The sequence below is a fragment of the Pseudomonas sp. LBUM1653 genome (assembly GCF_059716115.1).
This window is the reverse complement of record NZ_CP166803.1, coordinates 5,102,056-5,129,019: the sequence shown is the minus strand read 5'-3', so window position 1 is coordinate 5,129,019 and position 26,964 is coordinate 5,102,056. Positions and strand designations below refer to the sequence as shown.

25 protein-coding genes are annotated in these 26,964 nt (G+C 59.4%); 7 read left to right on the top strand and 18 right to left on the bottom strand.

Annotated elements, in window-relative coordinates:
* Window positions 1-11: 11 nt before the first annotated feature.
* The 3 genes from ACA054_RS23165 to ACA054_RS23155 form a co-directional block, all read right to left on the bottom strand.
* Complete coding sequence (locus tag ACA054_RS23165) at window positions 12-1,604, bottom strand: DHA2 family efflux MFS transporter permease subunit (RefSeq protein WP_497686335.1); 1,593 nt, start codon at window positions 1,602-1,604, stop codon at window positions 12-14.
* The gene (locus ACA054_RS23160) at window positions 1,601-2,719 is read right to left on the bottom strand and encodes an HlyD family secretion protein (protein WP_497686334.1); all 1,119 of its coding nucleotides are present in this window, start codon (window positions 2,717-2,719) and stop codon (window positions 1,601-1,603) included. The genes ACA054_RS23165 and ACA054_RS23160 overlap by 4 nt, the downstream gene beginning before the upstream one ends.
* A 96-nt stretch (window positions 2,720-2,815) precedes the next feature.
* Complete coding sequence (locus tag ACA054_RS23155; RefSeq protein WP_497686333.1) at window positions 2,816-3,580, bottom strand: AraC family transcriptional regulator; 765 nt, start codon at window positions 3,578-3,580, stop codon at window positions 2,816-2,818.
* 99 nt (window positions 3,581-3,679) lie between these two features.
* On the opposite strand from ACA054_RS23155, the gene ACA054_RS23150 reads away from it, so the two are divergent.
* On the top strand, window positions 3,680-4,858 hold the full coding sequence (locus ACA054_RS23150; RefSeq protein WP_497686332.1) for an MFS transporter: 1,179 nt from the start codon (window positions 3,680-3,682) through the stop codon (window positions 4,856-4,858).
* Window positions 4,859-4,933: 75 nt separating this feature from the next.
* Here the strand turns inward: ACA054_RS23150 and ACA054_RS23145 are convergent, their stop codons facing one another.
* Together ACA054_RS23145 and ACA054_RS23140 are read right to left on the bottom strand one after the other, a co-directional pair.
* The gene (locus ACA054_RS23145; RefSeq protein ID WP_497686331.1) at window positions 4,934-5,188 is read right to left on the bottom strand and encodes a hypothetical protein; all 255 of its coding nucleotides are present in this window, start codon (window positions 5,186-5,188) and stop codon (window positions 4,934-4,936) included.
* A 41-nt stretch (window positions 5,189-5,229) separates the two neighbouring features.
* Window positions 5,230-5,607, bottom strand: a complete 378-nt coding sequence (locus tag ACA054_RS23140) for a DUF6124 family protein (protein ID WP_497686330.1) — start codon at window positions 5,605-5,607, stop codon at window positions 5,230-5,232.
* 422 nt (window positions 5,608-6,029) lie between these two features.
* Between ACA054_RS23140 and ACA054_RS23135 the strand changes: the two genes are divergently transcribed.
* Together ACA054_RS23135 and ACA054_RS23130 are read left to right on the top strand one after the other, a co-directional pair.
* Entirely contained in the window at window positions 6,030-6,626 is a 597-nt protein-coding gene (locus ACA054_RS23135; protein ID WP_497686329.1) for a helix-turn-helix transcriptional regulator, read from the top strand.
* On the top strand, window positions 6,619-7,491 hold the full coding sequence (locus tag ACA054_RS23130) for a queuosine precursor transporter (RefSeq protein WP_497686328.1): 873 nt from the start codon (window positions 6,619-6,621) through the stop codon (window positions 7,489-7,491). Before ACA054_RS23135 ends, ACA054_RS23130 begins: the two co-directional genes overlap by 8 nt.
* A gap of 47 nt (window positions 7,492-7,538) precedes the next feature.
* Here ACA054_RS23130 and queC read toward each other — a convergent pair whose 3' ends face one another.
* Window positions 7,539-8,234, bottom strand: a complete 696-nt coding sequence (gene queC / locus ACA054_RS23125; RefSeq protein WP_497686327.1) for a 7-cyano-7-deazaguanine synthase QueC — start codon at window positions 8,232-8,234, stop codon at window positions 7,539-7,541.
* A 250-nt stretch (window positions 8,235-8,484) separates the two neighbouring features.
* Complete coding sequence (locus ACA054_RS23120; RefSeq protein WP_497686326.1) at window positions 8,485-8,898, bottom strand: ester cyclase; 414 nt, start codon at window positions 8,896-8,898, stop codon at window positions 8,485-8,487.
* Window positions 8,899-9,008: 110 nt separating this feature from the next.
* Here ACA054_RS23120 and ACA054_RS23115 point away from each other — a divergent pair, with 110 nt between their 5' ends.
* Window positions 9,009-9,884: a LysR substrate-binding domain-containing protein gene (locus ACA054_RS23115; RefSeq protein ID WP_497686325.1), complete on the top strand. Its 876-nt coding sequence runs from the start codon at window positions 9,009-9,011 to the stop codon at window positions 9,882-9,884.
* Between the two features lie 1,164 nt (window positions 9,885-11,048).
* Here ACA054_RS23115 and ACA054_RS23110 read toward each other — a convergent pair.
* Together ACA054_RS23110 and ACA054_RS23105 are read right to left on the bottom strand one after the other, a co-directional pair.
* Window positions 11,049-12,230 (bottom strand): acetyl-CoA C-acyltransferase family protein, encoded by a 1,182-nt coding sequence (locus ACA054_RS23110; protein WP_497686324.1) that lies wholly within the window; start codon window positions 12,228-12,230, stop codon window positions 11,049-11,051.
* Window positions 12,227-13,009, bottom strand: a complete 783-nt coding sequence (locus ACA054_RS23105) for an enoyl-CoA hydratase-related protein (RefSeq protein ID WP_497686323.1) — start codon at window positions 13,007-13,009, stop codon at window positions 12,227-12,229. The genes ACA054_RS23110 and ACA054_RS23105 overlap by 4 nt, the downstream gene beginning before the upstream one ends.
* Before the next feature lie 218 nt (window positions 13,010-13,227).
* Here ACA054_RS23105 and ACA054_RS23100 point away from each other — a divergent pair, with 218 nt between their 5' ends.
* From ACA054_RS23100 to ACA054_RS23090, 3 genes are read left to right on the top strand one after another with little or no spacing between them, the layout of a single operon-like run.
* Entirely contained in the window at window positions 13,228-14,334 is a 1,107-nt protein-coding gene (locus ACA054_RS23100) for a polyamine ABC transporter substrate-binding protein (RefSeq protein WP_497686322.1), read from the top strand.
* 39 nt (window positions 14,335-14,373) lie between these two features.
* Window positions 14,374-15,792, top strand: coding sequence for an aminotransferase (locus tag ACA054_RS23095; protein ID WP_497686321.1), 1,419 nt, complete (start codon window positions 14,374-14,376; stop codon window positions 15,790-15,792).
* Entirely contained in the window at window positions 15,789-16,697 is a 909-nt protein-coding gene (locus tag ACA054_RS23090) for a LuxR C-terminal-related transcriptional regulator (RefSeq protein WP_497686320.1), read from the top strand. Before ACA054_RS23095 ends, ACA054_RS23090 begins: the two co-directional genes overlap by 4 nt.
* Before the next feature lie 136 nt (window positions 16,698-16,833).
* Here ACA054_RS23090 and paaZ read toward each other — a convergent pair whose 3' ends face one another.
* From paaZ to paaK, 9 genes are all read right to left on the bottom strand, one after another.
* Window positions 16,834-18,888 (bottom strand): phenylacetic acid degradation bifunctional protein PaaZ, encoded by a 2,055-nt coding sequence (gene paaZ, locus ACA054_RS23085; RefSeq protein WP_497686319.1) that lies wholly within the window; start codon window positions 18,886-18,888, stop codon window positions 16,834-16,836.
* 62 nt (window positions 18,889-18,950) lie between these two features.
* Window positions 18,951-20,597 (bottom strand): cation acetate symporter, encoded by a 1,647-nt coding sequence (locus ACA054_RS23080; RefSeq protein ID WP_497686318.1) that lies wholly within the window; start codon window positions 20,595-20,597, stop codon window positions 18,951-18,953.
* Window positions 20,594-20,902, bottom strand: coding sequence for a DUF485 domain-containing protein (locus tag ACA054_RS23075; RefSeq protein ID WP_497686317.1), 309 nt, complete (start codon window positions 20,900-20,902; stop codon window positions 20,594-20,596). Before ACA054_RS23075 ends, ACA054_RS23080 begins: the two co-directional genes overlap by 4 nt.
* 185 nt (window positions 20,903-21,087) lie before the next feature.
* Window positions 21,088-22,164: a 1,2-phenylacetyl-CoA epoxidase subunit PaaE gene (paaE, locus tag ACA054_RS23070; RefSeq protein ID WP_497686316.1), complete on the bottom strand. Its 1,077-nt coding sequence runs from the start codon at window positions 22,162-22,164 to the stop codon at window positions 21,088-21,090.
* 33 nt (window positions 22,165-22,197) lie between these two features.
* Window positions 22,198-22,731: a 1,2-phenylacetyl-CoA epoxidase subunit PaaD gene (gene paaD, locus ACA054_RS23065; protein WP_497686315.1), complete on the bottom strand. Its 534-nt coding sequence runs from the start codon at window positions 22,729-22,731 to the stop codon at window positions 22,198-22,200.
* On the bottom strand, window positions 22,718-23,479 hold the full coding sequence (paaC, locus tag ACA054_RS23060; RefSeq protein WP_497686314.1) for a 1,2-phenylacetyl-CoA epoxidase subunit PaaC: 762 nt from the start codon (window positions 23,477-23,479) through the stop codon (window positions 22,718-22,720). The genes paaD and paaC overlap by 14 nt, the downstream gene beginning before the upstream one ends.
* Before the next feature lie 8 nt (window positions 23,480-23,487).
* Window positions 23,488-23,769 carry a 1,2-phenylacetyl-CoA epoxidase subunit PaaB gene (gene paaB / locus ACA054_RS23055; protein ID WP_007943393.1) on the bottom strand — a complete coding sequence of 94 codons (282 nt, stop codon included), beginning with the start codon at window positions 23,767-23,769 and terminating at the stop codon, window positions 23,488-23,490.
* A gap of 129 nt (window positions 23,770-23,898) precedes the next feature.
* Window positions 23,899-24,888, bottom strand: a complete 990-nt coding sequence (gene paaA, locus ACA054_RS23050) for a 1,2-phenylacetyl-CoA epoxidase subunit PaaA (protein WP_497686313.1) — start codon at window positions 24,886-24,888, stop codon at window positions 23,899-23,901.
* A gap of 705 nt (window positions 24,889-25,593) precedes the next feature.
* Window positions 25,594-26,919 carry a phenylacetate--CoA ligase PaaK gene (gene paaK, locus ACA054_RS23045; protein WP_497686312.1) on the bottom strand — a complete coding sequence of 442 codons (1,326 nt, stop codon included), beginning with the start codon at window positions 26,917-26,919 and terminating at the stop codon, window positions 25,594-25,596.
* Window positions 26,920-26,964 lie beyond the last annotated feature (45 nt).

Genomic DNA, 26,964 nt, shown 5'->3' with positions numbered 1-26,964 from the left:
TATCAAACACATCAATGCGCATCGGCACTCGGCGCAGCCGGTGGTTGCACCTTGCGCATCAAGGGCACCATCGCTGTGGCGATGATGAAGCAGACCATGATCATCAGGAACGCATCGCCATAGGTTTGTGTCTGCGCTTCGCGGTAGGTCAGCAGCCAGAGCTGACGCAGGCTGGCGGTGACACCCACATCGCCGCTCTGGCCTAGGGCGGCGAAGTTGTGGCCGACCTGGGACAGCCACTGGTTGAGCGCTTCGTTGGTGCTGTTGAGGTTCTCCGCCAACCTTGTGAAATGCAGGTTGGTGCGGTCATTGAGGATGGTCGCGCACGCGGCGATGCCGATGGCGCCGCCCAGGTTGCGCATCAGGTTGAACAACCCCGAAGCATGTTTCAGCCGCGCGTGCGCCAGGCCGCCGAGGGTCAATGTCACTGCCGGCGGCACCGCCAGTTGCTGGGCAATCCCGCGTAGTGCTTGCGGCAGCATCAATTCCTTGGCCCCCCAGTCATGGGTGATCGGGCTGAAATCCCACATCGACAAGGCAAACAAGCCAAGGCCGGTCATCATGATCCAGCGCAGGTCGACGCGGTTGGCCAGAAAGGCGTACAGCGGAATCGCCATGATCTGGAACACACCGGTGGAGAAAACCGCCAGACCAATGTCCAGCGCGCCATAGCCACGTACCCGGCCGAGGAACAGTGGTGTCAGGTAGATGGTCGCGAACAGGCCGATGCCAGTGACGAAGGAGAAGAAACAGCCGAGGGCGAAGTTGCGGTCTTTCAGGGCGCGCAAGTCGACGATCGGGTTGGACACGTGCAGGGTGCGGCCGATAAAGGCCAGGCCGGCCAAGCCGCTTATCCACGCTGTGGTCAGGATCGTGCGGTCGCTGAACCAGTTCCAGCGTGGGCCTTCTTCGAGGGTGTATTCCAGGCAGCCGAGGAACAGCGCCAGAAACACCATGCTTAGATAGTCGGCGCCCTTGAGCAGCGACAGTTCAGGCTGGTCGATCTTCACCAGCATCGGCACCGCCACGGCCACAAAAATCCCCGGTACCAGGTTGATGTAGAACAGCCAGTGCCAGGACGATATATCGGTGATCCAGCCACCGATCACCGGCCCCAGGGTCGGGGCCAGGGACGCCACCGCGCCGATGGTTGCAGCAGCGATCACCCGTTGCTTGCCGGTGAAGAAAACGAACGCCGTGGTAAACACCAGCGGGATCATCGAACCGCCGAGAAACCCTTGCAGGGCGCGGAAGGCGATCATGCTCTGGATGTTCCAGGCCGCACCGCAGAGCAGGCTGGTCAGGGTAAAGCCCACTGCTGAGGCGCAGAACAGCCAGCGTGTGGAGAACACCCGGGACAGCCAGCCGGAGAGGGGGATCACGATGATTTCGGCGATCAGGTAGCTGGTTTGCACCCAGGCGGTTTCATCGGTGCCGGCGGAGAGCCCGCCGCCGATGTCACGCAACGACGCCGAGACAATCTGGATATCCAGCAGCGCAATGAACATGCCGATGCACATGCTGGCGAAGGCGAAAACCTTGGTCGCCGTCGCCATGCTCGCGGCGTTGAACGGTTGTGTCGGGGCGGCGAGGGCGCGGCTCATGGCGCGCTGGCCACGGCTGGTGTTTCAGGCTCCTTGCGCGTGTCCACTTCGGCGGTGACCGACAGGCCGGGGCGCAGGTGGCCGAGCACGCTGTCAGCCGGGTCGAGATGGATGCGCACCGGTACCCGCTGGACGATCTTGGTGAAGTTGCCGGTGGCGTTTTCCGGTGGCAGCACGCTGAACTGTGAACCGCTGGCGGGTGCGAGGCTGTCCAGATGACCGTGGAACACCTGCCCCGAGAGCACGTCGGCGTGAATGATGACCCGCTGCCCCGGCACCATGCGTGCGAGTTGATCCTCTTTGAAATTGGCATCGACCCACAAGCCGCTGGAGGGTACGACCGACAGCAATTGCGAACCGGCCTGGGCATAAGCGCCAACCCGTGCCCGTCGATTACCGATCACCCCATCCACCGGCGCGCGAAGTTCGGTGTAGCCGACGTTCAACTGCGCCAGATCGCGCTCGGCACGGGCCTGAATCAGGGCAGCGCGAGCTTGTTGTTTCTGCGTGGCGATCACGTTCAACTGCCGTTGCGCCGCCAACAGCTCAGCCTGGGCGCGGTTGCTTTGGGCCTGGGCGGTCTTGAAGGTGGCGTTGGCCCGTTGCGCGCTTTCCACCGAGACGGCGTTGGTGCTTACCAGTTTTTTGTAGCGTGCATCGTCATCGCGCGAACGGGCGGTTTCGGCACCGGCGGCATCGATGCCGGCGCGGGCCTGGCCAATGACGGCTTGTTGCAGTTGTTCGGTGGCGTCGAGGTTGGCGAGCAAGGCTTCTTCAGCCGCCACAGCACCGTCGGCCTTGGCCAGGTTGGCGCGGTAGTCGCGCGAATCAAGGCGGATAAGCACATCGCCGGCCTTGACCTGCTGATTGTCGGTCACCAGCACTTCATCGATGTAACCCGCCACCTTCGGCCCGATTACCGTCACGTCGCCACCGATGTAGGCGTCGTCGGTTTCCTCGATGAATCGGCCGCTGGTCCACCAGTGCGTGGCGTACATGCCGGCCAGTACCAACGCGGCGATGCCCAGTGTCGGCAGGAGCAGGCGTTTGAGCAGAGGCTTGGAAGTGTTCACCGGGACAGCAAGGTCGGGCTCAACGGTGGGCATGCTGGTCATGGAGAATCACCTGTGGGAAAATCATTTAATTACGTACGTAATATGATGCATGTCATATTTGGTCGCAAATGATTTTTGCTGCCGGCTGTCCGGTGTTCATTTCAACCACGCCCCAGGGGTGATGCCGGTCATGTCCTTGAAGAACTTGATAAACGCACTGTCACTGGCAAAGCCGAGTTCGAACGCGCTGTAACCGATGTTGCGACCGGTCGAAAGCAGTTCGATGGCGCGCATCAACCGCCATTGTTGGCGCCATTGCTGATAGCTCATGCCGGTTTCACGCTGGAAGATCCGCCCGATGGTGCGGCCGCTGGCGCCGATCTGTTCCTGCAGAGTCTGCAGTGGCGGCGGCAGTTGCTCGACAGTGGCGAGCAGAGGCGCCAGGCGTTTGTCCCAAGGCAGCGGCAACAACATGGGGTGCTGCGCGGCGTCGCGAATTTCGCTCAGGCACAACCCCAGCAAATGTTTGAATTTACCCTGGCGCCAGTCGGTGTCGAAGTCGGCATCGGCTATCGACTCCAGCACCGCCCGCAACAATGGGCTGACCTCAATCACACAGACCTGTCGCGGCAGGTCCGCACATAACGCGGGTATCAGGTAAACCGAACGGTAGTCGACGCTCTGTTGCATCACGGCGCGGTGGGCAATGCCCGACGGAATCCATGCGGCGCGGGAGGGCGGCAGCAGGCACAACTGCTGCGCGAGGGTAATTCGGGTGCAGCCCTGTCGCGTGAACAACAGTTGCCCGCGCTGATGTCGATGAATGCCCGAATCGTGATCGCCAAGGGTCGCGGCGATGCCTATGACCGGTGCCGGGTAGCTGTCGGGATTGAATCGTGCGTGGGCATCGAGCCAGGCCATGTTTGTCCGATTCCATCGATTAGTTGTCCTGGTTTCGATAATACGTCAATCACGGCTTTTTAAGCTGCTCACTGGTTTTCCCTGAAGAGTGAAGTCGTGATGAATTGCAGAAACCTGTTGGTGTTGGCGGTCGCCTTGTTGATGTTTCCGCAGATCGCCCAAACCCTCTACAGCCCGGCGCTGGCGGACATCGGCCGGACGTTTGCCGTCGGACCGCAGCAAGCGGCGCAAACCTTGTCGGTGTATTTCCTGGCCTTCGCGTTCGGTGTGGTGGTGTGGGGCCGGATGTGCGACCGGATCGGTCGTCGACCATCGATGCTTGCCGGATTGGCGTTGTACGCCGGGGCTTCGGTGCTGGCGCTCAGTGTCAGCACCTTCAATGCCCTGTTGATGGCCCAGGCGCTGGCCGCATTTGGGGCGGCGGTGGGCTCGGTCGTGACGCAAACCGTACTGCGTGACCGATTCAAGGGGGCAGAGTTGGCACAGGTGTTTTCGGTGATGGGCATCGCGCTGGCGGCCAGCCCGGCGATTGGCTTGTTCACCGGAGCGAGTCTGGTGCAAGTCTTCGGTTATCGGGGCGTGTTGGGATGCCTGTTGCTGTTGTCCCTGGGGCTGTTGTTGTGGTGCCAGCGGACCCTGCCCGAAACCCGGCCGCAGTCGTTAACGGCACCGGCTCTGCTCGAGACGCTGGGGCAAATGTTGCGCGATCGCGACATCTGGCGTTCGACGCTGTTGGTGGCACTGTTCAATATTGCGTTGTTCAGCTACTACAGCCTCGGCCCCTTCGTGTTCCAGCGACTGGACTTGAGTGCGCAATGGTTCGGCTATAGCGGCGTTATCCTGGCCTTGGGCTCCGGCCTTGGCGCCTGGCTCAACAAGCGCCTGTTGCGACGAGGACTGAGCGGCCCGCAACTGATCCAGGTGGCCGCAGCGGTGATGTTGCTGGGCGCAAGCGGCGTGTTGCTGCTGGAGCAAAGCGCTTTGTTTGTCCTGCCCATGCTGCTGGTGGTGCTGGCGTTCGGCATGGCGATCCCTAACATCCTCGGCTCGGCCCTGGTCCGCTATGGTGATCGACTGGGCACGGCGGGAGCGTTGTTTGGATTGTTGTATTACCTGTTGATCGGAGGCGGGCTGATGCTTGCTGCCTGGGGGCAGGCGTTGGGACAGACACTGTTGCTGTGCGCGGTATTGGCGCTGATGTTGTCCGTGATCAAACAGCAGGGTGCGCGCGCGACGAGCCGCGAGGGTGGTGGTTCAGTTGAAAAGGATGTTGCCTGACATACCGTTTTTCGTACCTGTTTATCAAAGGGCGCCCAAACGGCGCCCTTGTTCGTTCTGGCTGCACCGGTGTTCCTAAGCCGATCGCTGCATCTGCAATCGTCGTCCAACGACATCCAACAAATCACAGCCGTCGCGTAACGAGGTTACCAGTACCCGCGCTAAATCGCTGTGAACGCCTTCGCTGAGGGCAAAGCTTTCCAGCAGTTGAGTTGCGGTGCGGATGCGGTAGGCCGCAATTTCGTGCAGCACGTCCAGTGGTGCTTCGGTATCGATCAGCAACGATGGGACAGCACAGTCGATGCCGGTGACAGGCATGTATCGATCCATGACAAAAAACCTCCTTTGGGTAATAGAACGTGACCACTCAGCTAGTTGTTTGGCGGTGCCTCAGGAAAGCCGCCCGGTGGGTCAAGGTTGTCCAGCGCTCGATTGACCAGTAGCTCGCCCAGCACGGCCAGTTGCTGAATGGCCAGCATGACATTGCGGCGCGAGCCTTCCAGTTCACACGCGAGGTCGGTGGCCATGACATTCAAGGACGCGAGCGTTTCACACGCGTGGCAGAGCAAGGACTCGGTGTCGATGTTCGGCATGATGGTGAAGACATGGCTGACAGGGTCGGGACGATTTGGATTGCGCAGGCGCGCGCTGACCAGGGGTTCGGTGATTTCGGAGAGCTTGGAGATATCGATAGCCTCGAAGGCCGACCGGTCGGGCGATTGCGGGGAGTTGGGGGCGGTCTTTTTCATGTCGGAGCTCCTTGCAAGAGTTGAAATGCCATACCCATGCCGTCAATCAGGATTGATTAGCAGCACTGCGTGAGTTGGCGGGCCGCTAAAGTTATTACCAGAAAATACCATTTAATTAATCAAAAAAATGAACATCTATGTAATTAAATGATTCATGTTTAGTTGCATTGCTAGTTGCTTCCGTTTTTCTGTAGGTTGATTCGCTAAGTGATTTCTTATTTTTGTAAGAAGCGTCCTTAATATAAGTAGGATAGGGTTGTAGGATTTGACGCTGAATATGATGCTGTGAAACATTATTTGACGGCTGTTAGGTGTGGTTGCAGTATTGTTTTTTTTGCCCAGAGGGTAGGGTGCAGAAGCCGGTCTCGAACAAAAATACCTGAGTAGGTATTTTGATAGATAACTAAAGTGGTAGATATTTAATGTACAAGAAAGAAAAAACAGAAAAGTTGAAGAGTAATATTAAGTATCTAATCAAGAGTCGTGGAGAGACACGGTTGTCGTTGTGCAATTCAAGTGGTTTGACCAGAACAACCATCTATAACATTCTGGAAGGGAAAGTCGTCAATGTTCAGCAATCCACTATTCGTAAGATTTCTGACTTTTTTGGCGTATCTTATAAGGAAATAGAGACTGTTGATTTTGAAGCGAAGGAAACAATAGAAAGTAGTGTTTCTCTGCAGGGGAACATGAATCCAGCTGCAGTACCTATTATCAAAGAAAGCTTACTTTTTCAGAGCCTTGACAAGCGAATCGGCGAGCTGGCTGCCACTCATCCTCTTACTTATTATTTTGGCAGTGCTTGCAATCTGATCGCTGTGCTTCTGGAGAATGAAGTTGGTGGTGTTAACGAGCCTGGAGACCTATTGGTAGTAAAGAGAGGAGTATATAGCAGTGGCCAGGAAAAATTGGCTTATGATAAGACATCAAAAAAATTATTTATAACTAGTGCTTCTGGTTTTGATGCTGATAGTGTTTGTGTTGTAGGGGATGTAATGGAGGAACGGTTTAATGGGTAGTGACTCTGAGAATAAAAAATATAAGTTGTTGGGGTTTGAGAATAGTAAAGGTCTTGTCGTGATTATGGTGATTTCTACTGGGAAGGTTGTTAAAGTAAAAATAGGCGAGGTGTTGAAGAGCGAGATAGCAGACGATTTGAGTAGGGCGGAGATAAAAGATATTTATAGGAAGTATTACTCTGGTGGAACTGCGGTCACGACTTACGAGATTAATGATCGCAATGAGCGCTCATGGATGATTTACGTTGTTTTAAATTTGCTTTTGCTTGCGTTGTATATTTTTACAAACATTGCTGCAACAAAACTTGTTTATTTGCAGAGCTTGGATCTTGTTGTCCCGCCGGCCGTATTTCTATACCCGTTAACTTTTTTAGTTGTTGATTTGTTGAATGAAACGTACGGGCTTAAGCTCGCCAGAAAAGCGTTGTGGTTTGCGTTTGGAGGTAATGCGCTAATTGTTGTATTACTGAACGCGGTCAACTATCTCCCAGGGCTGCCTGGCTGGAAGCTGGATGTCCCGTACGGGGAGGTTGTGGCGCATGTATCATCTGTTTTGGTGGCGTCGTCAGTGTCATTTCTCTTCTCGGAGAACGTAAATTCTTATTTGTTATGTAAGATAAAAGAGCTGACAAATTCCAGGTTTTTGTTTTTGAGAGTGTTTTTTAGTACTTTTTTTGCTGTGATAATAGATAGTTTTCTTTTTTGCTATATCGCGTTCTATGGTGCTATGCAAAATGGCGATATATTGAATTTGGTCTATGTTCAGATAGCTATAAAGATGTGTTTTGCCGTGTTTAACGTTTTTCCGGCCTATGGTGCGAGATCATTATTTAAACGATATATGACTGGTCCCAGGGTAGCGTGAGGTTAGGGGGCGGCTATTGAATGCTCATCCCCCTAGCTTTTGGCTGTTTATAAATTTAGTTTTGTTTTTAGACTATTTTTGAATTTTGTTCTGTCTCCTAGAAATTCGTTCAAACCGTTCTCGCGAAGATTGCACGCGTCGCAAGTGGCGCAGCCTCTTCCCTTTATGCCGTTATAGCAAGTCAGTGTGTCGTAGCGAATTAGGTCAAGCTGTTGGTAGTGGTCCGCCAGTGCCCAGGTTTCCGCCTTGCTCAGCCACATAAGCGGAGTTTCAATGTGTAGTTTATAGTCCATGCCAAACTCTATGGCGTCATTCAAATATTTTACAAATTTGTCGCGGCAATCAGGGTAGCCGGAACACTCTGTTTCGCACACGCCAGTGATGACGGTTTCGGCACGCACTTGATATGCATAAATAGAGGCTAATGTTAAAAACAGGATATTTCGGCCGGGTACAAAAGTACTTGGTGGGTTGTCCCCGGAACTATTTGTGCTTGGAACCGGAATGTTGTCGCGCGTCAGGCTACTGATGGCCAGCTCATTAAGCAATGAAGTATCTAACACCTTGTGCACTTTCACGCCAAGCTTCTTGGAAAGTTGTTGCGCGACTTCAATTTCCGCGCGATGGCGCTGTCCATAGTCGAAGGTAATACAGTGAATTTCATCGAAGAGCGGTAGCGCGTGGATCAAGCAGGTTGTTGAGTCTTGTCCGCCACTGAAAACGATAACTGCCTTTTTAGTCATGCTTTTTTCTTCCTTGGAGGGAATCCAACGTGCGTTGGGGGCATTGACCCTACCGGGAGTATCGGATTCTGGCTGTGGGACGTTTCCGAGATGGCTGTCTCCTTTTTCCGAATGTGTCATTTGTTGGCAGGCATTTACCGCCATGTCGACGGATGCAGGCAGTCTCGGGTGTCCATGATAATTTGCGGTGGCCTGGCGCCGTGGGCCGGCGTCAGGACGTGCAGAAGCACCAGGATGACCGCCAACGGTTTCACAGGCCGATCAAGTCGCGGTGGACTTCCAGCGAGTTGCGCTCAACCCAGTTGTGCTGCAGCAGACCATCCGGACGCACTTCCCAGACGGCGGTGCCGAGCATTTCGAAAGGCGAGCGGCAGGCGCGTCCGCCCACGAATCCGTTGTTCTTGCCGGACAGTTTCCAACGCGAAGCCACACGAGTGCCTTCGGCGTTCTGGAAGGTTTCGATAGAGTCGAACTGGAAGTCTTCGATCTTCGCCAGGAACACACCGATCCATTCGATGAACTGCTCGCGACCGATGATATCGACGCCGCCGGAAGTGATGACGAAGTCTTCGGCGACGAACCTGGCCGCTGCTTGCGGGTTTCGTGCCTGCCAGACTTCGCGCCAAAAGTTTTCGACGATTTCCACGGCTTGGTTGACTGACATGGTGGTGTTCCTCTCAAGTTGGATGGAGCTGTGGAAGCGATATTTGAGCTTTGCTATCTAGAACTCCAGCGCATAATATTTATCGCATCCAGTTGAAAGGCGAATACATCATGCCGTCCGGCGACCTTGAAATCGATTTGCTTCGGGCTTTTATCGCGGTGGCGGAGACCGGCAGTTTTACCGCGGCAGCGGAAGTGGTGGCGCGTTCACAATCGGCGGTGAGCCAGAAAATCATCCGTCTGGAAGAGATTCTCGGCATGCGGGTGTTCGAGCGCACCAGCCGCTCTTTGGCGCTGACGGCCGAGGGCGAACGGCTGTTGGTCGGAGCGCGAAAAATGCTGCTGCACTTCGATGCGTTCATGCGCGAGATCAAGGCGCCGGAGACGCTCAATACCCTGCGCCTGGGCATTTCCGAAAACCTGGTGCCCACGCAACTGCCCAGACTGCTGTCGCGTTTCAGCAAGCTGTATCCCGACCTGGAACTGGAGTTGACCACCGGGCTGAGCAATGACCTGCTGGCCGATCATGAAGCCGGGCTTCTGGATGTGGTGATCGCCAAGCGCAAGATGGGCGCGGCCCAACGGGGACGGGTTATTTGGCGTGAGCCGCTGGTGTGGATGGCCGCCAGTGACTACGAGATGGAAGCGGCGCGACCGGTGCGGCTGGTGATGATGCGACCACCGTGCGCTTACCGCGCGATCATGATCGAGGCTCTGGCCTCGGTGCGAAGGGAATGGTCGTCGGCGTGCCTGGCCAGCAACCTCGGCGGTGTTCAGGCGGCGGTGTCTGCCGGGCTTGGGATTACCGCCCTGGGCACCTCGTTCCTGCAGGAGGGGATGCGCATTCTCGATCCGTCGGACAAGCTGCCGACACTGCCATCCACGGAAGTCGCGGTGATTGGCGATGAGCCCCGCACCCAACATCTGGTGCAACCTCTGGTCGCGTTGCTGACCGAAGGTCTGATGTCGGGTGCGAGCCTCACTTGAAAAGACATTGCCCTGTAGGAGCTGCCGCAGGCTGCGATCTTTTGATCTTGTTTTTCAGGATCAAAAGATCGCAGCCTCGTTTCACTCGACAGCTCAGGTGACCACGTCCACCCGAAATCAGGCCGGCCGGTCGGCCGCCCCCTCACGCCCTGAGCCTTTCCGTCAACCCGTGGCTACCTCCTCTACCAACGTTGATCCACGCCGCGTCAAAACCTGTGGGAGATTTGTTGTCTGAGTACATATCCATTGCTGCGTTAACGGCCACTTATGGTTTCGCCCTTACGGCGAGTCCCTTTTTCAAACGCCAAAAAGGAACCCAAAGGCTCTGCCCCACCACTCGGTGCCTCGCCTGGGCTCGGCATGCCGTAACGAAGGCATTGCTCCGTGGGTCGCCGCGATGGGCCATCCCTGGCCCAGCGCGGCTAAACCGGCGTCCTGCCGGTTTACCCACTACGCAATGCCTGCGTTCGGCCATCGTGGTTAACGGGGCGCCCAGATCTAAAGCCAAAGCGAGGCGGCCTGACAGCCGACCTGACTTTTACGGCTGTACCTGGATCCCCTGTGGGAGCGAGCCTGCTCGCGATGGACTTCAACGATAACGCGTGCTGTCTGTATGGTCGCGTTATCTGGACGTCCATCGCGAGCAGGCTCGCTCCCACAATTGGATCGCGGACAAACCTGCAATAGGTCGGCTTTAAGGCCGCCTCGCTCTGCTTTGGCTTTTGATTTTCTTGCCCCATCGAGAGGCCGAGTGGAGGTTCTGCGCAGTGGGTAACCCGGCATGGATGCCGGGTTAGCCGCGCTGGGCCAAGGATGGCCCATCGCGGCGGGCTCTGTAGGAGCGAGCATGCTCGCGAAAAACCTGAGAGCTCCACGGGGTGTCAGGTTCCCCGCGTCATCGTTGGCCTCCATCGCGAGCATGCTCGCTCCTACAGGCTCTTCCAAGTGACTCGCTGTAAAAGCGAAACCCTAAGTGGCCGTTACCGCAGGAATGGATATGTACGCTTGAAAGAAAATGGTCGGCTGTCAGGCCGCCATCGCTGCGATGCGGCGACCCGACAAGCCAGCTCCTATGGACTTCACTCGCAGCAATGAATATGTACCCCGGCAAGAAACTGGCCGCAGTTGCGCGACCAGTCTCAGACGATATCTACATTGCAGGGGTCAGGCGCGCTCGAAAATCGCTGCAATCCCCTGGCCACCGCCGATGCACATGGTCACCAGCGCGTAACGGCCGTTGATGCGGTGCAGTTCGTGGATGGCCTTGGTGGCGATGATCGCGCCGGTAGCGCCCACCGGGTGACCCAGGGCGATGCCCGAGCCGTTCGGGTTGACCTTGGCCGGATCCAGATCCAGTTCCTGGCTGACCGCACAGGCTTGCGCGGCGAAAGCGATGTTGGCTTCGACCACGTCCATGTCAGCGACGGTCAGGCCGGCGCGCTTGAGCGCCAGGCGCGTGGCCGGGATTGGGCCCAGGCCCATCAGTTCGGGTTCGACGCCGGCGTGGGCATAGCTGACCAGGCGGGCGAGTGGGCGCAGGTTGTTGACCTGGACCGCAGCGCCGGTAGCCATGACCAGTGCGGCAGCACCGTCGTTGAGGCCGGAGGCGTTGCCGGCGGTGACCGAGCCATCCTTCTTGAATGCTGGCTTCATCGCAGCCAACTGTTCCAGGGACGTGGCGCGTGGATGCTCGTCGACGCTGAACAGCTTGGTGCCCTTGCGATCCTGGATTTCCATGGTCGCGATCTGATCAACGAAGTAGCCGTTGGCAATCGCATGGGCTGCGCGTTTCTGGTCTTCCAGGGCCAGGGCATCCTGCATTTCACGAGTGATGCCGTTGCGCTGGGCGACGTTCTCCGCAGTGATGCCCATGTGGATGTTCTGGAACGGGTCATGCAGGATGCCCAGCATGTAGTCGACGGCCTGGACATTGCCCATGCGCGCGCCCCAACGGGCGGATGGCAGCAGGTACGGGCCACGGCTCATGGACTCGGCACCGGCGCCGATGGCGATGTCGGCGTCGCCCAGCAGCAGGGTCTGCGCCGCGCTGATGATCGCTTGCAGACCCGAACCGCAGAGGCGGTTGACGTTGTAGGCCGGGGTTTCCTTAGGGATGCCGGCGTTCATGGCGGCGACCCGGGAGATGTAGGCGTCGCGGGTATCGGTCGGGATCACGTGGCCCATCACCAGATGGCCGACGAGCGCCGGGTCTACGGCGGCCTTTTGCAGGGCGGCTTTCACGGCGGTGGTCGCGAGATCGGACGGTGGCACGTCCTTGAGTGAACCGCCGAAGGTGCCAATGGCGGTACGGGCGGCGCTGACGACGTAAATTTCCGGGGTGTTCATGGCTGTGTTCCTTTCGCTGGATTCTTATCTGTACTGCGATTGAGCAGGGCGTTCAAGGCCGTTTTCGCCTCGATGCTGTTGAGGCGCTGGATGAACAGCAGGTTTTCTTCGCGCAGGGTAGCTTGCAGTTCGGCCATGCCGCCCTGCGTCATCAGTTGCCGGGATTGGCGCAAGGCTTGCTGAGGCATCGCCAGAAAGCGCTGGGCGATCTTGTTTGCCGCGGCCAGGCATTGATCGCCGTCATCGAAGGCTTCGTTGGCCAGACCCCAAGCCACCGCCTCGCTGCCATCGAGGCTGTCGCCCAACAGTAGCAGGCGCGCCGCGCGTGCCTGACCCAGCCGGCGTGGCAACAGCAGGCTGGCGCCGAACTCGGGGCACAGGCCCAGATTGACGAACGGCGTGCGCAGCTTGGCATTACGGGTCACCAGCACCTGATCGCAATGCAGCAGCAGGGTGGTGCCGATGCCGATGGCGGCCCCGCACACCGCCGCAATCAACGGCTTTTGCAGGTGGGTCACGGCGCGCATCAGGCGAAATGCCGGGCTGTCCAGATGCGACGGCGGCTCTTGCAGAAAGTCCACCAGGTCATTGCCACTGGTAAAACAGTTCGGGCCACCGGTCACGATGACCACGCGGATTTCGTCGTTCTCGTCAGCCGCAAACAGCAGGTCGGCCAAGCGCGTGTACATGCCGTTGGTCAGTGCATTGAGCTTGTCGGGGCGGTCGATGGTCAGTGTCAGCACGCCATCGCGCAGTTCTTGTTTGATCAGGTCGGTCATGGATGGCTCTGGCAGAGTCGGTTCAACGGACACTTTAAGCGTCAGGCAATCCCCGCAGCTATGACAAAACGGGTCAACCGACCTGATGCTTTTTGCCATATCGCGCCGTCAAAACGACCCACACACCCATTCGGGGTATGGTGCGGTCCGGCGAATCCACCAATAGTAGGGTCATCCGCTCATCCAGAGCCGAACTCGCTTGATAAGGTGCATTTGCTATGGGCAAGACACTGCTTAAGGTGATTTCCAGTCTGTTTGTTGTACCGCTGACCCTGAGTGCCCACGCTGGCGAGGTGAACGACAGCAATACGCTGCGGCTGTACAACTGGGCGGACTACATCGGTGAGAAAACCCTGGCCGATTTTGAAAAGGCCACCGGGATCAAGGTGATCTACGACACCTTCGATGCCTATGAAACGGTGCAGGCCAAGTTGCTTACCGGCCACTCCGGTTACGACTTGGTCGTGCTGAATGCGTCCCTCGCGCCGCCGCTGATCCAGGCCAAAGTTTTCCAGCCACTGGACAAGAACCTGCTGCCGGGCTGGAGCAACCTGGACCCGAAAGTCTTGCACGACCTGCAAGGGTTCGATCCGGGCCCGACCTACTCGGCGCCTTATACCTGGGGCAGCAACGGCATCACCTATAACGTCGACAAGATCAAGGAGCGCATGCCAGATGCGCCGATCGGTTCGCTGGCGATGATTTTCGATCCGAAGATCGTCTCGCGCTTCGCCGACTGTGGGGTGACCCTGGTCGATGCGCCCACCGAAGTGATCCCCCTGGCGCTCAAGTACCTCGGCCGCGATCCACGTAGCGCCAAGCCGGAGGACCTGAAGGCGGCGCAGGAATTGCTGCTGTCGGTGCGGCCGTACATCCGCAAGTTCGACTCGGTCAACTACCTGACCAGCCTGCCCAACGGTGATGTGTGCATGGCCATGACCTGGTCCGGCGACTACGCGACGGCCATGGCCCGCGCTGAAGAAGCCAAGTTGAACATCAACCTGTCGTACTTCATTCCCAAGGAAGGCTCGTTGATCTGGTTCGACAACATGTACATCCCGGCCGACGCGCCCCATGTCGCCAATGCGCACAAGTTTCTTGAATACCTGATGCAGCCGCAGGTGATGGCGGACGTCACCGACTACATCCACTACGCCAACAGCAACGCGGCAGCCACGCCGCTGTTGAACGCCGATGTGCGCAACAACCCGGCGATTTACCCCGATGAAGCAACCCGCGAGCGCCTGTTCCCGCAGAAAACCCAGGACGCCAAGGACATGCGGGCCATGACCCGTGTCTGGAGCACGGTCAAAAGCGGCATCTGATTTGTTCGATCGTTAGTCAATCCGGTTAGAGGTTTATTTATGGCGACGCCATCACGCACCGTTTTTTCCCCAGCGGACGAGTCCCGGCTGGTCAAGGCCGACAAGGCCCACCATATGCACGGCTATCACGTGTTCGACGAGCACGCCGAACAAGGCTCCCTGAACATCGTCGCCGGTGATGGTGCCTACATCTACGACACCCAGGGCAACCGCTTTCTCGATGCCGTGGGCGGCATGTGGTGCACCAATATCGGCCTGGGCCGTGAGGAAATGGCCGAGGCGATTGCCGATCAAGTGCGGCAACTGGCCTATTCCAACCCGTTTTCCGACATGTCCAATAACGTGGCCATCGAGTTGTGCGAAAAACTCGCCAGCCTGGCGCCCGGCGACCTCGACCACGTGTTCCTCACCACTGGCGGCTCAACCGCCGTGGACACCGCGTACCGGCTGATCCAGTACTACCAGAACTGCCGCGGCCTGCCTGAAAAGAAGCATGTCATTGCCCGTTTCAACGCGTACCACGGCTCCACCACCCTGACCATGTCGATCGGCAACAAGGCAGCCGACCGGGTGCCGGAGTTCGATTACGCCAACCCGCTGATTCACCACGTGTCCAACCCCAATCCCTACCGCGCGCCGGATGGCATGGGCGAGGCGCAGTTCCTCGAATTCCTGGTCAAGGAGTTCGAAGACAAGATCCTGTCGATTGGCGCGGATAAGGTCGCCGGGTTCTTCGCCGAACCGGTCATGGGCTCGGGCGGAGTGATCATTCCACCCAAGGGTTACCTCAAGCGTATGTGGGAAGTCTGCCAGCGCTACGACATCCTGTTCGTCGCCGACGAGGTGGTGACGTCGTTCGGGCGCCTGGGCAAGTTCTTTGCGTCAAAGGATGTGTTCGACGTGCAGCCCGATATCATCACCACCGCCAAGGGCCTGACCTCAGCCTATCTGCCGCTGGGCGCGTGCATCTTTTCCGACCGCATCTGGAAGGTCATTGCCGAGCCGGGCAAGGGTCGTTGCTTTACCCACGGCTTCACCTACAGCGGCCATCCGGTGTGCTGCACGGCGGCACTGAAGAACATCGAAATCATCGAGCGGGAAAACCTGCTGGCCCATGTCGACGACGTCGGCGGTTACCTGGAACAGCGCCTGGCCACGTTGCGCGATCTGCCCCTGGTGGGTGATGTGCGGTGCCTGAAATTGATGGCGTGCGTGGAGTTCGTCGCCGACAAACGCACCAAGGCGTTGTTCGCCGACGAGATCAGCATCGGCGAGAAAATCCATGTGCGGGCACAGGCGAGGGGGTTGCTGGTGCGGCCGATCATGCACCTTAACGTCATGTCGCCGCCGCTGATCCTGACTTATGCACAGGTCGATGAGATCGTCGAGATCCTGCGCGAGTGCATCCTGGAAGTGGCGGCTGAGCTTGAGGCGAGCGGCCAGTATTTCGGCCAATGATTTCATCCCTCAGGTCGTTACCAAGGGACTGTTCACCCGCTAGACTGCGGGGCATGAGCCAACCAAACGACGAAACGCTGATCGCAATGCCCTTCGGGGCACTGCATAAATGGCATGGGGGAATGCGCGAGGCATTCGCCCATATCGACGAGCCCGACGCCCTGCAATACCTGGCGTCAGCCTTGGGCCAACTGGTGTCCATCGAGTCGATGATGATCAGCCTGGAGCGTAAGGACCGCGCGCCCCAGTTGCTGCATCAGCGTGGGATTGCCCAGGAGTATCAGGTCTCGATTCTTGAACGTTATTTTGCCGGGGGCTATTTGCTCGACCCGTTCTGTCTGGCGGTGGATCAAGGGTTGGCGCAAGGGTTCTATCACCTCGAGGAAATTGCCCCGGACAACTTCTTCGACAGTGACTATTACAAGGCTTATTACCTGAAGGCGGGCTGTTCGGAAGACAGCTACTACATCGTCGATACGGGCAATGACACCAAGATTTCCGTCAGCCTCTATCAAGGTTTCGGTGGTGAATGCCTGCGGGTCGATCAACTGAATCTGTTGCGCGCTGTCGAACCGCTGGTGCGTGAATTCATCAGCGAATTCAGCCGCCGTGGCCTGCTGCGCAATAGCGAGATCCAGTGCAATAGCGATCAAGTTCTGCGTGATGATCTCAAGCATCGGGTGCAATCGGCTTTCGAGCATTTCGGCAGTGATTTGCTGACCGAACGTGAGCGGGAGGTGGCGCACATGGTGCTGCGGGGGCACTCGGTGAAGTCCACGGCCAGCCAGATGAACATCTCACCGGAAACTGTGCGCATGCACCGTAAGAATCTGTATCTGAAGCTGGAGGTGGGTTCGCAGTCGGAGTTGTTTGCGCTGTTCATCGAGTGGTTGCGCAAGCATTGAGCCGTTCATGATCGTTCCCACGCTCCGCGTGGGAATGCAGCCCGGGACGCTCCGCGTCCCTTCCAGAGCTGGAACGCGGAGCGTCCCTTGAGGCATTCCCACGCGGAGCGTGGGAACGATCAGTGCCGGGTGATCATCAATCCTCGCGTTTGACCACGAGGGTCAGAATGTCATAGCTGGCCACCAGCTCACCCAACTGGTTGGTCACTTCCACATCCCACGCCACCACCCCTTGCGGGATGCCCTGCGGGCTCATCTTGCCCTGGTCGATCTTGCGTTTGCAGGTCAGGCGCGCCTGGATGGTGTCGCCGATGCCTACCGGATTGATGAAGCGCAGGGTGTCGAGGCCGTAGTTGGCCAGTACCGGGCCGACGCCAGGGGATACGAACAGCCCGGCGGCCGCTGACAGCACGAAATAACCATGGGCGATACGTTTGCCGAACTGCGATTCCTTGGCCGCGATGTCATCGAAGTGCATGTAGAAGTGGTCGCCCGACAGGCAGCCGAAATTCACCAGATCCGCTTCGGTGACCGTGCGACGGTGAGTCAACAGCGACTCGCCGATCTGCAGGTCCTGGAAGTAGCGGCGGAACGGGTGCACCTCGGTTTCGATGACTTTGGCGCCACGCACGTATTCGCCAGTGACCGCTGCCAGCATGGTCGGCGAGCCTTGTACTGCCGCGCGTTGCAGGTAGTGCTTCACCGCGCGCAGGCCGCCAAGTTCTTCACCGCCGCCGGCACGACCCGGGCCACCGTGCTTGAGTTGTGGCAGGGGCGAGCCGTGGCCAGTGGATTCACCGGCGCAGTTGCGGTCCAGCACCAGCAGACGGCCGTGCAAGGCGGCGGCCACCGGGATCGCCTTGGCGGCGATCTGCGGATCCTTGGTCACCAGGCTGGCCACCAGGCTTCCCTTGCCGCGCGCGGCCAGTGCCAGTGCTTCGTCCAGGTCGTCGTATGCCATCAGGGTACTGACCGGGCCGAACGCTTCGATGTCATGGGCACCGCCTTCGGCGTGCGGGTCGCGGGCTTGCAGCAGGGTCGGGGCGAAGAATGCGCCCTGGTCGACGTTCGCGCCGCGCGGTTCGAAACCGTCACGGGCACCGAACAGCATATCGCTGCTCTGCAATAGGCTTTCCAGGCGCTCGGCGACGTCTTTCTGCTGATCGTGGGAAGCCAATGCGCCCATGCGCACACCTTCCACCGATGGGTCGCCGACCACCACTTTGGCCAGGCGATCACGCAAGCGCGTGGCCACTGCATCGATGTGTTTGGCCGGGACGATGGCGCGGCGAATGGCGGTGCATTTCTGCCCGGCCTTGGTAATCATTTCCCGGGCGACTTCCTTGATGAACAGCTCGAACTCTTCGTCGTCCGGGGTGACGTCCGGGGCGAGAATTGCACAGTTCAGCGAGTCGGCTTCGGCGGTGAACGGCACCGAGTTGCGGATCAGGTTCGGGTTGACCCGCAGCTTGGCCGCGGTGTCGGCGGAACCGGTGAAGGTCACCACGTCCTGGCCTTGCAGGCGGTCGAGCAGGTCGCCGGTGCCGCCGATGATCAGTTGCAGGCTGCCCGCTGGCAGCAGGCCGGATTCGTCCATCAGGCGTACCACGGCTTCGGTCAGGTAGCTGGTGGCGCTGGCCGGTTTGACGATGCATGGCATGCCGGCGAGGAAGCTCGGGGCGAATTTTTCCAGCATGCCCCAGATCGGGAAGTTGAAGGCATTGATGTGCACCGCCACGCCGCCACGCGGGACGAGGATGTGGGTGCCGGCGAAGGTGCCCATTTTGCTCAGTTGCAGCGCCGGGCCTTCGTGGACGACGTTGCCCGACGGCAGTTCCCGCGAGCCGAGGCTGGCGTAGGTGAACAGCGTGCTGTTGCCGCCTTCGATGTCGATCCAGCTGTCGGCACGGGTCGCGCCGCTGTGGTGGGAAATCGCGTAGAGCTGTTCCTTGCGTTCGGCCAGGTACAGGGCCAGGGCTTTCAGGCGCTGGGCGCGTTGCTGGAAGTCCAGCGCCATCAGGCCGCTGACGCCTTGGCGGCGACCGTGTTCGATGGCTTCGGCGAAGTCCGGACGCTCTTCATGGGTGCGCGCGATTTCATGGCCGTCGATGGCGCTGCGCAGGATTTGCGCGCCTTGTTGGCCGATCCAGCGGCCGGCGATGAAGCTTTGCAGGGTAGGGGTATGAGACATCAGGATTGCTCCGGGTTTGGTCAGTGTGTCTGGCGCGGTGTCAGCCGCGCCGGTCAAAAGGATCAGTGCTGGCTGGCGCCCGAAGCGCCGATGCCGGTCATGGAACGAATGAACTGCGCCAGGTAACGGCCGCGCTCAATGGCGGCACGTGGCGAACGGTCAGTGACGGAAAACAGCCAGGCGCTGAAAAAGGCCAGGCTCATGGAAAACAGCGCCGGGTTGGAGTACGGGAAGAGCGCCTTGTCGTGATGCAGCACGTTGACCCACACCGCCGGACTCAACACCAGCAAGACGATCGCCGAGACCAGCCCCATCAGGCTGCCGATCACCGCGCCACGGGTGGTCAGGCCTTTCCAGTACATCGAAAGGAACAGCACCGGGAAATTCACCGAGGCCGCGATGGCCAGCACCAGGCCGGACAGGAAGGCAATGTTCTGCGATTCGAACAGCAGGCCAAGGATGATCGCCAGCACACCGATGCACAGCGTGGCGATTCGCGATACGCGCATTTCCTGCTGCTCGCTGGCCTGGCCCTTGCGCATCACGCAGGCATACAGGTCGTGGGACACCGCCGAGGCGCCGGACAACGCCAGCCCGGCGACCACCGCGAGAATGGTGGCGAAGGCGACCGCCGAAATGAAGCCGAGGAACAGGTTGCCGCCGACGGCTTGGGCCAAGTGCACCGCGACCATGTTGCCGCCGCCGATGATCGCGCCAGTGGCATCGCGGAATGACGGGTCGGTGCCTACCATGACGATGGCGCCGAAGCCGACGATGATCAGCAGCAGGTAGAAGTAGCCGATGAAACCGGTGGCGTAGAACACGCTTTTACGCGCTTCCTTGGCATCGCTGACGGTGAAGAAGCGCATCAGGATGTGCGGCAGACCGGCGGTGCCGAACATCATCCCCAGCCCCAGGGAAATCGCATCGACCGGGTTGGACAGCAAGCCGCCGGGGGCCATGATCGCGTTACCCTTGGCATGCACGGCGGTGGCGCCGGCAAACATCGCTTCGGTGCTGAAACCGAAATGCTTGAGCACCATGAACGCCATGAAAGTGGTGCCGAACAGCAGCATCACCGCCTTGATGATCTGTACCCAGGTGGTGGCGAGCATGCCGCCGAAGGTCACGTAGAACACCATCAACACGCCGACCAGCATCACAGCAAAGAGGTAGTCGATGCCGAACAGCAATTCGATCAATTTGCCGGCGCCGACCATCTGCGCCACCAGGTACATCAACGCCACGGTCAGGGTGCCGAAGGCCGAGGTCAGGCGTACCGGGGTCTGTTCCAGACGATAGGAGACCACGTCGGCGAAGGTGTATTTACCCAGGTTGCGCAGGCGCTCGGCAATCAGGAACAGGATGATCGGCCAGCCGGCCAATACGCCCAATGCGTAGAGCAAGCCGTCGTAGCCATTGAGGAACATCATCGCGGAAATGCCGAGGAAAGACGCTGCCGAGATCATGTCGCCGGCAATCGCCAGACCGTTCTGGAACCCGGTCATGCCGCCACCGGCGGTGTAGAAATCACTGGCCGAGCGGGTGCGCAATGCGGCCCAGCGCGTCACGCCGAGGGTGAACAGGACGAACAGCATGAACATGCCGATGGCGTTCCAGTTCAGTGGACGGGACGCGCCCTCGGCGGCCGCCGCAAGATCGGTGACCAGCGCCAGCGGCAACAGGAACAACGCGAGAAGGCGGCTCATCGGGCACACTCCTGCTTGAGCTTTTCATTCAGCGGGTCGATCACGTTGTTGGCGCGATAGACATAGAAACCGGTCAAGGCAAAGGCCAGCACCACGATCACCACACCCACCAGCATGCCCACGGTGGTCACGCCGCCGCTCAGGGACTGGCCGAGGGTGGAGGGGGAGAACGCCACCAGCAGCACGAAGCCGAAGTAGATCACCAGCATGATCAGCGACAGCGACCAGTACAGCGCCTGCTTGCGGCGTACCAGCTGGATGAAGTCGGGGTGCTGGCGGATGAGTTCTATGTCTTGGGGGCTCATGGTGGTGTCCTTTTGTTTTTGTTATGGGTTGAACAATTGATTCGCGTCGATCACCGGACAAATGTGGGAGCGAGCCTGCTCGCGAAGGCGGAGTAACAGGCGACATCTATGTTGGCCGTGATGGCCTCTTCGCGAGCAGGCTCGCTCCCACAATGGTTTAGTGTTGTTCCTGTTGAAGCGGTGTTTCAGAGCTGATCGAAATCCAGCACCACCTTGTCGCTGATCGGGAAGGCCTGGCACGACAGCACATAACCGGCGGCCACTTCGTAGTCTTCCAGGGCGTGGTTGCTGTCCATTTCCACTTCGCCTTCGATGACCTTGCACTTGCACGTCGAGCACACACCGGCCTTGCACGAGTAGGGCAGTTCGGCGCCCTGGGCGTTGCCGGCATCGAGAATGCTCTGGCTGTTGCGCGGCAGGTCGAAGGTCAGGGCACGGCCATCGCTGATCACGGTGATCTGGCTGACCGCCGCATCCACCTGGCGCGCCGCCTCGCGGGCCTCGCGTTTTTGCTGGCTGCCAGCGGCGGCGAACAGCTCGAAATGAATGCGCTCGGGCGCCATGCCCTTGGCCTTGAGGCTGTCGCGCACGGTCTCGATCATTTCCTGCGGACCGCAGATGAAGGCGGCGTCGAGGGTCTTGACGTCGAGCCAGCGGCTGAACAGCTGCTCGCATTTCTCGGCGTTGATCCGGCCGTTGTACAGGTCGACATCCTGTTGCTCGCGGCTGAACACGAAGATCAGGTTCAAGCGTTGCAGGTAGCGGTTCTTCAAGTCTTCAAGCTGTTCGCGGAACAGTGCGCCGGAGCTGGACCGGTTGCCGTACAGCAGGGTGACGCGGCTGTGGGGCTCGGTTTCCAGGGTGGTCTTGATGATCGACAGGATCGGCGTGACGCCGCTGCCGGCCGCGACGGCCAGGTAGTTGCCGTGGCGAGCGGGATCGAGCTCCACGCTGAAATGCCCGGCGGGCGGCATGACTTCGAGGCTGTGCCCGGCCTTGAGCTGTTCGTTGGCAAATGCGGAAAAACGTCCGCCGGCCACGCGCTTGATGGCGATGCGCAGTTCAGCGTCGTTGACCCCGGTGCAGATCGAATAAGAGCGGCGCACTTCTTCGCCGTCCAGTTGGGTGCGCATCACCAGGTGCTGGCCCTGGGTGTAATGAAAGCTGTCTTGCAGGTGCTGCGGAATCTCGAAGGCAATGGACACCGCGTCACGGGTCTCGGTGCGCACATCCTTGATGGTCAGGCTGTGAAATTTACTCATTGTTGTTCTCCAGCTGGGTCGGCCGATCGCCGCTCAGATGCACTTGAAATAGTCGAACGGTTCCCGGCAATCGACGCAGCGGTACAGCGCCTTGCACGCGGTGGAGCCAAACTCGCTGAGCACTTCGGTGTGGGCGCTGCCGCATTGCGGGCAGACGATCACAGGGTTTTCACCGAGCAGGCTGCGTTTGCTGGTGCTGCCCTCGGGCGGCGCAATGCCGTAGGCGCGCAGGCGTTCGCGGCCGCTGTCAGTAATCCAGTCGGTGGTCCAGGCCGGGGTCAATTTGCGCTCAAGTTGCGGCGCCTTGAATCCGGCCAGTTCCAGCGCCTGGCAAATGTCACCCTCGATCACTTCGGTGGCCGGGCAACCGGAGTAGGTCGGTGTGACCACCACGTGCAAGTGCCCGGCCTGCCAATCGAGATCGCGGACAATGCCCAGGTCCACCACGCTGACCACTGGCACTTCCGGGTCCATGACCTCGGACAGGATCGCCCACGCAGCGGCCAGGTCGGACGGTTGAGCCGGCCGCGCGCCGAGGTCGCTGGCGATCAGCTCACCAGGTTGCATCGGGGTACGCTCGGGGCAGGAACTGCATTTCAGCCAACAGGATGCCCAGGTGCTCGGTGTGCAGACCCTTGCGAGCATTCAGGTAGAAATAGCTCTGCGCGGCCGGCACGGGCAGGGTGGCGCTGGCGAAAATCTGGTTGACCTTGGCTTGCCATGCCGCAGCGACTTGGGCAGTGTCCGGGACGATGCCGGCGGCGTGCAGACGCTGTTCGCGGTCGTCGGCGCTGGACAGTTCGACGGTGAAACGCCAGACCTCGGGAATGGCCGCGAGCATGCGCTGGTGGCTTTCCTCGGTGCCGTCGCCCAGACGCTCGACCCACTCGCCGGAGCGGCGCAGGTGATAGGTGACTTCCTTCACGGCCTTGGCGGCGATCCCGGCGATGCGCTCATCGCTGGACTGACTCAGGCCTTTGAGCACTTGCAGGTGCCAGGCGTCGTACAGGAACTGCTTGAGGATGGTCACCGCGTAGTCGCCGTTGGGTTGCTCCACCAGCAGCAGGTTGCGGTAGGCGCGCTCGTCGCGGCGGAACGCCAGGTGATCGGCGTCGCGGCCGTCGTCCAGCAGCTCGGCGGCGTAGTCCAGCCAGTTGCGCGCCTGGCCCACCAGGTCGAGGCCGACGTTCATCAGCGCCAGCTCTTCTTCCAGCGCCGGCGCCTTGCCGCACCATTGGCACAGGCGCTGGCCTTGGATCAGGGCGCTGTCACCGAGGCGCAGCAGGTATTCGATCAGATCAGTCTTGTTGTTCATGGTCGACCTCACATGTGCCCGACTTCGGCCGGCAGCTCGTAGAAGCTGGCGTGGCGGTAAACCTTGTCGTCCGACGGATCGAACAGCGGGTCTTTTTCATCCGGCGACGAAGCGGTGATCAGCGCCGAAGGCACGACCCACAGGCTGACGCCTTCGCTGCGGCGGGTGTAGAGCTCGCGCGCGTTCTCGATGGCCATGGTGGTGTCGGCGGCATGCACGCTGCCGACGTGTTTGTGGTTGAGGCCGTGCTTGCTGCGCACGAAGACTTCGAAGAGGGTCCACTCGGACATGACATTCACTCCACATCAGTTGCTCTGTAGGAGCTGTCGAGTGCAACGAGGCTGCGATCTTTTGACTTTATAAAAGCAAGATCAAGAGATCGCAGCCTGCGGCAGCTCCTACAGGGTTTTTGGGCCGAATCAGGCGGCGTTCTTGTTTTGTTTTTTGCGGGCGTGGGCGACGGCGGCTTCACGGACCCAGGCGCCGTCTTCGATCGCCTTGCGGCGGGTGGCGACGCGTTCGGTGTTGCACGGGCCGTTGCCCTTTAGCACTTCGTAGAATTCGCTCCACTGGATTTCACCGAAGTCGTAGTGACCGCGTTCGGCGTTCCACTTCAGCTCTGGGTCGGGGCAGGTGCAGCCCAGGAGCTCAAGCTGCGGGATGGTCTGGTCGATGAAGCGCTGGCGCAGTTCGTCGTTGCTCTGGCGCTTGATTTTCCAGGCCATGGATTGCGCGCTGTTCGGCGAGTGTTCGTCGCTCGGGCCGAACATCATCAGCGACGGCCACCACAGACGGTTGATCGCGTCCTGGACCATGTCTTTCTGCGCCTGGTTACCGTGACGCATCATGGTCAGCAGGATTTCGTAGCCCTGGCGCTGGTGGAAGCTCTCTTCCTTGCAGATGCGCACCATGGCCCGGGAGTAGGGGCCGTAGGAGGTGCGCTGCAGCACCACCTGGTTAACGATCGCCGCGCCATCCACCAGCCAGCCCACCGCGCCCATGTCGGCCCAGTTCAGCGTCGGGTAATTGAAGATGCTCGAGTACTTGGCCTTGCCGCTGTGCAGCTTGGCGATCTCTTCATCGCGGTCGGCACCCAGGGTTTCCATGGCGCTGTACAGGTACAGGCCGTGACCGGCTTCGTCCTGGATCTTGGCCATCAGTTGCAGTTTGCGTTTGAGCGATGGCGCGCGGGTGACCCAGTTGCCTTCTGGCAGCATGCCGACGATTTCTGAGTGGGCGTGCTGGGAAATCTGCCGGATCAGGGTTTGCCGGTAGGCATCTGGCATCCAGTTCTTGGCTTCGATCTTGATTTCTGAATCGATTTTTTCCTGGAAGGCGCGTTCCTGATCGGACATCTCCGAGAGGTCTTTTATGCGCTTTACGCCTGTTTCTACGAGCTGTGCGTACATGGGGGTCTCCCGCCGTGAATCTGTTCGAGGGCATGGAGAACTTTATAAGCGATACAGAAATTAATATCAAACATAAAATGACGTGTCGTATTTGTTTTTGTATCGCTTTGGGATGAGTGGCAGGTTTGTGTACATATCCATTCCTGCGGTAACGGCCGCCTATGGTTTCGCCCTTACGGCGAGGCACTTTTTTCAAACGCCAAAAAAGTACCCAAAAAGGCTCGCCCCGGCGTCCGGCCCCTCGCTGAGGCTCGGCGTTCCTTCGCTCCGGCATTCATCCGGGGGCATCGCCCTCCGGTTGGCTTCGCTGGCACCTACATGCGATGTGTTCGACTGCGTCGAACGGCGCTGCGCGCCAATCCCCGGATGAACGCCTCCACTCAGCCTCCCGAAGGGGCGGGCAGATCAAAAGCAGCCGAGGCGAGCTGACACTCGACCTGATGGTTGGCGCGGTCCTCTGTAGGAGCTGCCGGAGGCTGCGATCTTTTGATCTTGGTGGCCTGAAAGGCCGACCTTATTTGCGCGGATGTACCCAATCCAATTGTGGGAGCGAGCCTGCTCGCGATGAGCCTGAGATCGCCGCGGGGTGTCAGGCAGCCCGTGTCATCGTTGACGTTTATCGTCGGAACGCCGCCCGGAGCCGGCTCGCTCCCACAGGGGGCAAAAAAAAGCCCCGCAAAAGCGGGGCTCAAAGGGGTGCAGCAGTCATGCTTTCGGACGTTTATCCAACACGTGGCAGGCCTTGCCCTCGGAACGCTTGATCGAATGGAAAGGCTGCAAAACGATCCGCGAACTGATCCCGATATACGTCTTGATGTGCTTGCTCAGCTCGCCACAAACAGCCTTCTGCTGTTCGTCGCTCAGGTGCTGATGCTCGGCCTTGAGCTCTACGTGCACATCAACGCTGTCCAGGTTGCCATTGCGATACAGATGAATCTCATAACATTCGGCAAGTTGTTTGACTTTCAGGACCTGTTCTTCAATCTGCGTCGGGAACACGTTGACCCCGCGGATGATCAGCATGTCATCGCTGCGCCCGGTGATCTTGTCGATACGCCGCATCGGCCGCGCAGTGCCCGGTAGCAGGCGCGTCAGGTCGCGGGTGCGGTAGCGGATCATCGGCAGGGCTTCTTTGCTCAGGGAGGTGAACACCAGTTCGCCCATCTGTCCGTCCGGCAGCACTTCGCCGGTGACCGGGTCGATGATTTCCGGGTAGAAGTGGTCTTCCCAGATGGTCGGGCCGTCCTTGGTTTCGGCGCATTCCATGGCGACACCGGGCCCCATGATTTCCGAGAGGCCGTAGATGTCCAGGGCGGTGATGCCCAGGCGTTGCTCGATGGCGCTGCGCAGTTCGGCGGTCCACGGCTCGGCGCCGAAGATGCCCAGGCGCAGGGCCAGCTTGTGCGGGTCGATGCCCTGGCGCTCGATCTCGTCGGCGATGTTTAGCATGTAGGACGGCGTGACCATGATGATGTCCGGCTGGAAATCCTTGATCAGCTGCACTTGTTTTTCGGTCTGGCCGCCGGACATCGGGATCACCGTGCAGCCCAGGCGTTCGGCGCCGTAGTGCGCGCCGAGGCCGCCGGTGAACAGCCCGTAGCCGTAGGAGATGTGCACCTTGTCGGCACGCCGGCCACCCGCCGCGCGGATAGAGCGCGCAACGACGTTGGCCCAGGTGTCGATGTCGTTCTGGGTGTAGCCGACAACGGTCGGTTTGCCGGTGGTGCCGCTGGACGCGTGCAGGCGCACGATGTCGTGCATTGGCACGGCAAACATACCGTAGGGATAGTTGTCGCGCAGGTCGGACTTGGTGGTGAAGGGGAATTTCGCCAGGTCGTCGAGGGACTTGATGTCGTCCGGGTGCACGCCCAGCGCATCGAAACGCTGACGGTACAGCGGCACATTGTTGTAGGCGTGGTTCAGGCTCCAGCGCAGGCGCTCCAGCTGATGCTGGCGCAGCTCGTCGATGCTGGCGGTTTCCAGCGGGTCCAGCACAGGATCTAGCACGGCTTGGGCAATTGGCATGTTCATGTGTTCACTCGAATTGTTTTTGTGTTCCAGCCCCTGCATGCAAGG

Bases quoted from the DNA above. Each gene is read 5' to 3' on its own strand.
- ACA054_RS23165 (WP_497686335.1), bottom strand. From the start codon at position 1,604: ATGAGCCGCGCCCTCGCCGCCCCGACACAACCGTTCAACGCCGCGAGC.
- ACA054_RS23160 (WP_497686334.1), bottom strand. From the start codon at position 2,719: ATGACCAGCATGCCCACCGTTGAGCCCGACCTTGCTGTCCCGGTGAAC.
- ACA054_RS23155 (WP_497686333.1), bottom strand. From the start codon at position 3,580: ATGGCCTGGCTCGATGCCCACGCACGATTCAATCCCGACAGCTACCCG.
- ACA054_RS23150 (WP_497686332.1), top strand. From the start codon at position 3,680: ATGAATTGCAGAAACCTGTTGGTGTTGGCGGTCGCCTTGTTGATGTTT.
- ACA054_RS23145 (WP_497686331.1), bottom strand. From the start codon at position 5,188: ATGGATCGATACATGCCTGTCACCGGCATCGACTGTGCTGTCCCATCG.
- ACA054_RS23140 (WP_497686330.1), bottom strand. From the start codon at position 5,607: ATGAAAAAGACCGCCCCCAACTCCCCGCAATCGCCCGACCGGTCGGCC.
- ACA054_RS23135 (WP_497686329.1), top strand. From the start codon at position 6,030: ATGTACAAGAAAGAAAAAACAGAAAAGTTGAAGAGTAATATTAAGTAT.
- ACA054_RS23130 (WP_497686328.1), top strand. From the start codon at position 6,619: ATGGGTAGTGACTCTGAGAATAAAAAATATAAGTTGTTGGGGTTTGAG.
- queC (WP_497686327.1), bottom strand. From the start codon at position 8,234: ATGACTAAAAAGGCAGTTATCGTTTTCAGTGGCGGACAAGACTCAACA.
- ACA054_RS23120 (WP_497686326.1), bottom strand. From the start codon at position 8,898: ATGTCAGTCAACCAAGCCGTGGAAATCGTCGAAAACTTTTGGCGCGAA.
- ACA054_RS23115 (WP_497686325.1), top strand. From the start codon at position 9,009: ATGCCGTCCGGCGACCTTGAAATCGATTTGCTTCGGGCTTTTATCGCG.
- ACA054_RS23110 (WP_497686324.1), bottom strand. From the start codon at position 12,230: ATGAACACCCCGGAAATTTACGTCGTCAGCGCCGCCCGTACCGCCATT.
- ACA054_RS23105 (WP_497686323.1), bottom strand. From the start codon at position 13,009: ATGACCGACCTGATCAAACAAGAACTGCGCGATGGCGTGCTGACACTG.
- ACA054_RS23100 (WP_497686322.1), top strand. From the start codon at position 13,228: ATGGGCAAGACACTGCTTAAGGTGATTTCCAGTCTGTTTGTTGTACCG.
- ACA054_RS23095 (WP_497686321.1), top strand. From the start codon at position 14,374: ATGGCGACGCCATCACGCACCGTTTTTTCCCCAGCGGACGAGTCCCGG.
- ACA054_RS23090 (WP_497686320.1), top strand. From the start codon at position 15,789: ATGATTTCATCCCTCAGGTCGTTACCAAGGGACTGTTCACCCGCTAGA.
- paaZ (WP_497686319.1), bottom strand. From the start codon at position 18,888: ATGTCTCATACCCCTACCCTGCAAAGCTTCATCGCCGGCCGCTGGATC.
- ACA054_RS23080 (WP_497686318.1), bottom strand. From the start codon at position 20,597: ATGAGCCGCCTTCTCGCGTTGTTCCTGTTGCCGCTGGCGCTGGTCACC.
- ACA054_RS23075 (WP_497686317.1), bottom strand. From the start codon at position 20,902: ATGAGCCCCCAAGACATAGAACTCATCCGCCAGCACCCCGACTTCATC.
- paaE (WP_497686316.1), bottom strand. From the start codon at position 22,164: ATGAGTAAATTTCACAGCCTGACCATCAAGGATGTGCGCACCGAGACC.
- paaD (WP_497686315.1), bottom strand. From the start codon at position 22,731: ATGCAACCTGGTGAGCTGATCGCCAGCGACCTCGGCGCGCGGCCGGCT.
- paaC (WP_497686314.1), bottom strand. From the start codon at position 23,479: ATGAACAACAAGACTGATCTGATCGAATACCTGCTGCGCCTCGGTGAC.
- paaB (WP_007943393.1), bottom strand. From the start codon at position 23,769: ATGTCCGAGTGGACCCTCTTCGAAGTCTTCGTGCGCAGCAAGCACGGC.
- paaA (WP_497686313.1), bottom strand. From the start codon at position 24,888: ATGTACGCACAGCTCGTAGAAACAGGCGTAAAGCGCATAAAAGACCTC.
- paaK (WP_497686312.1), bottom strand. From the start codon at position 26,919: ATGAACATGCCAATTGCCCAAGCCGTGCTAGATCCTGTGCTGGACCCG.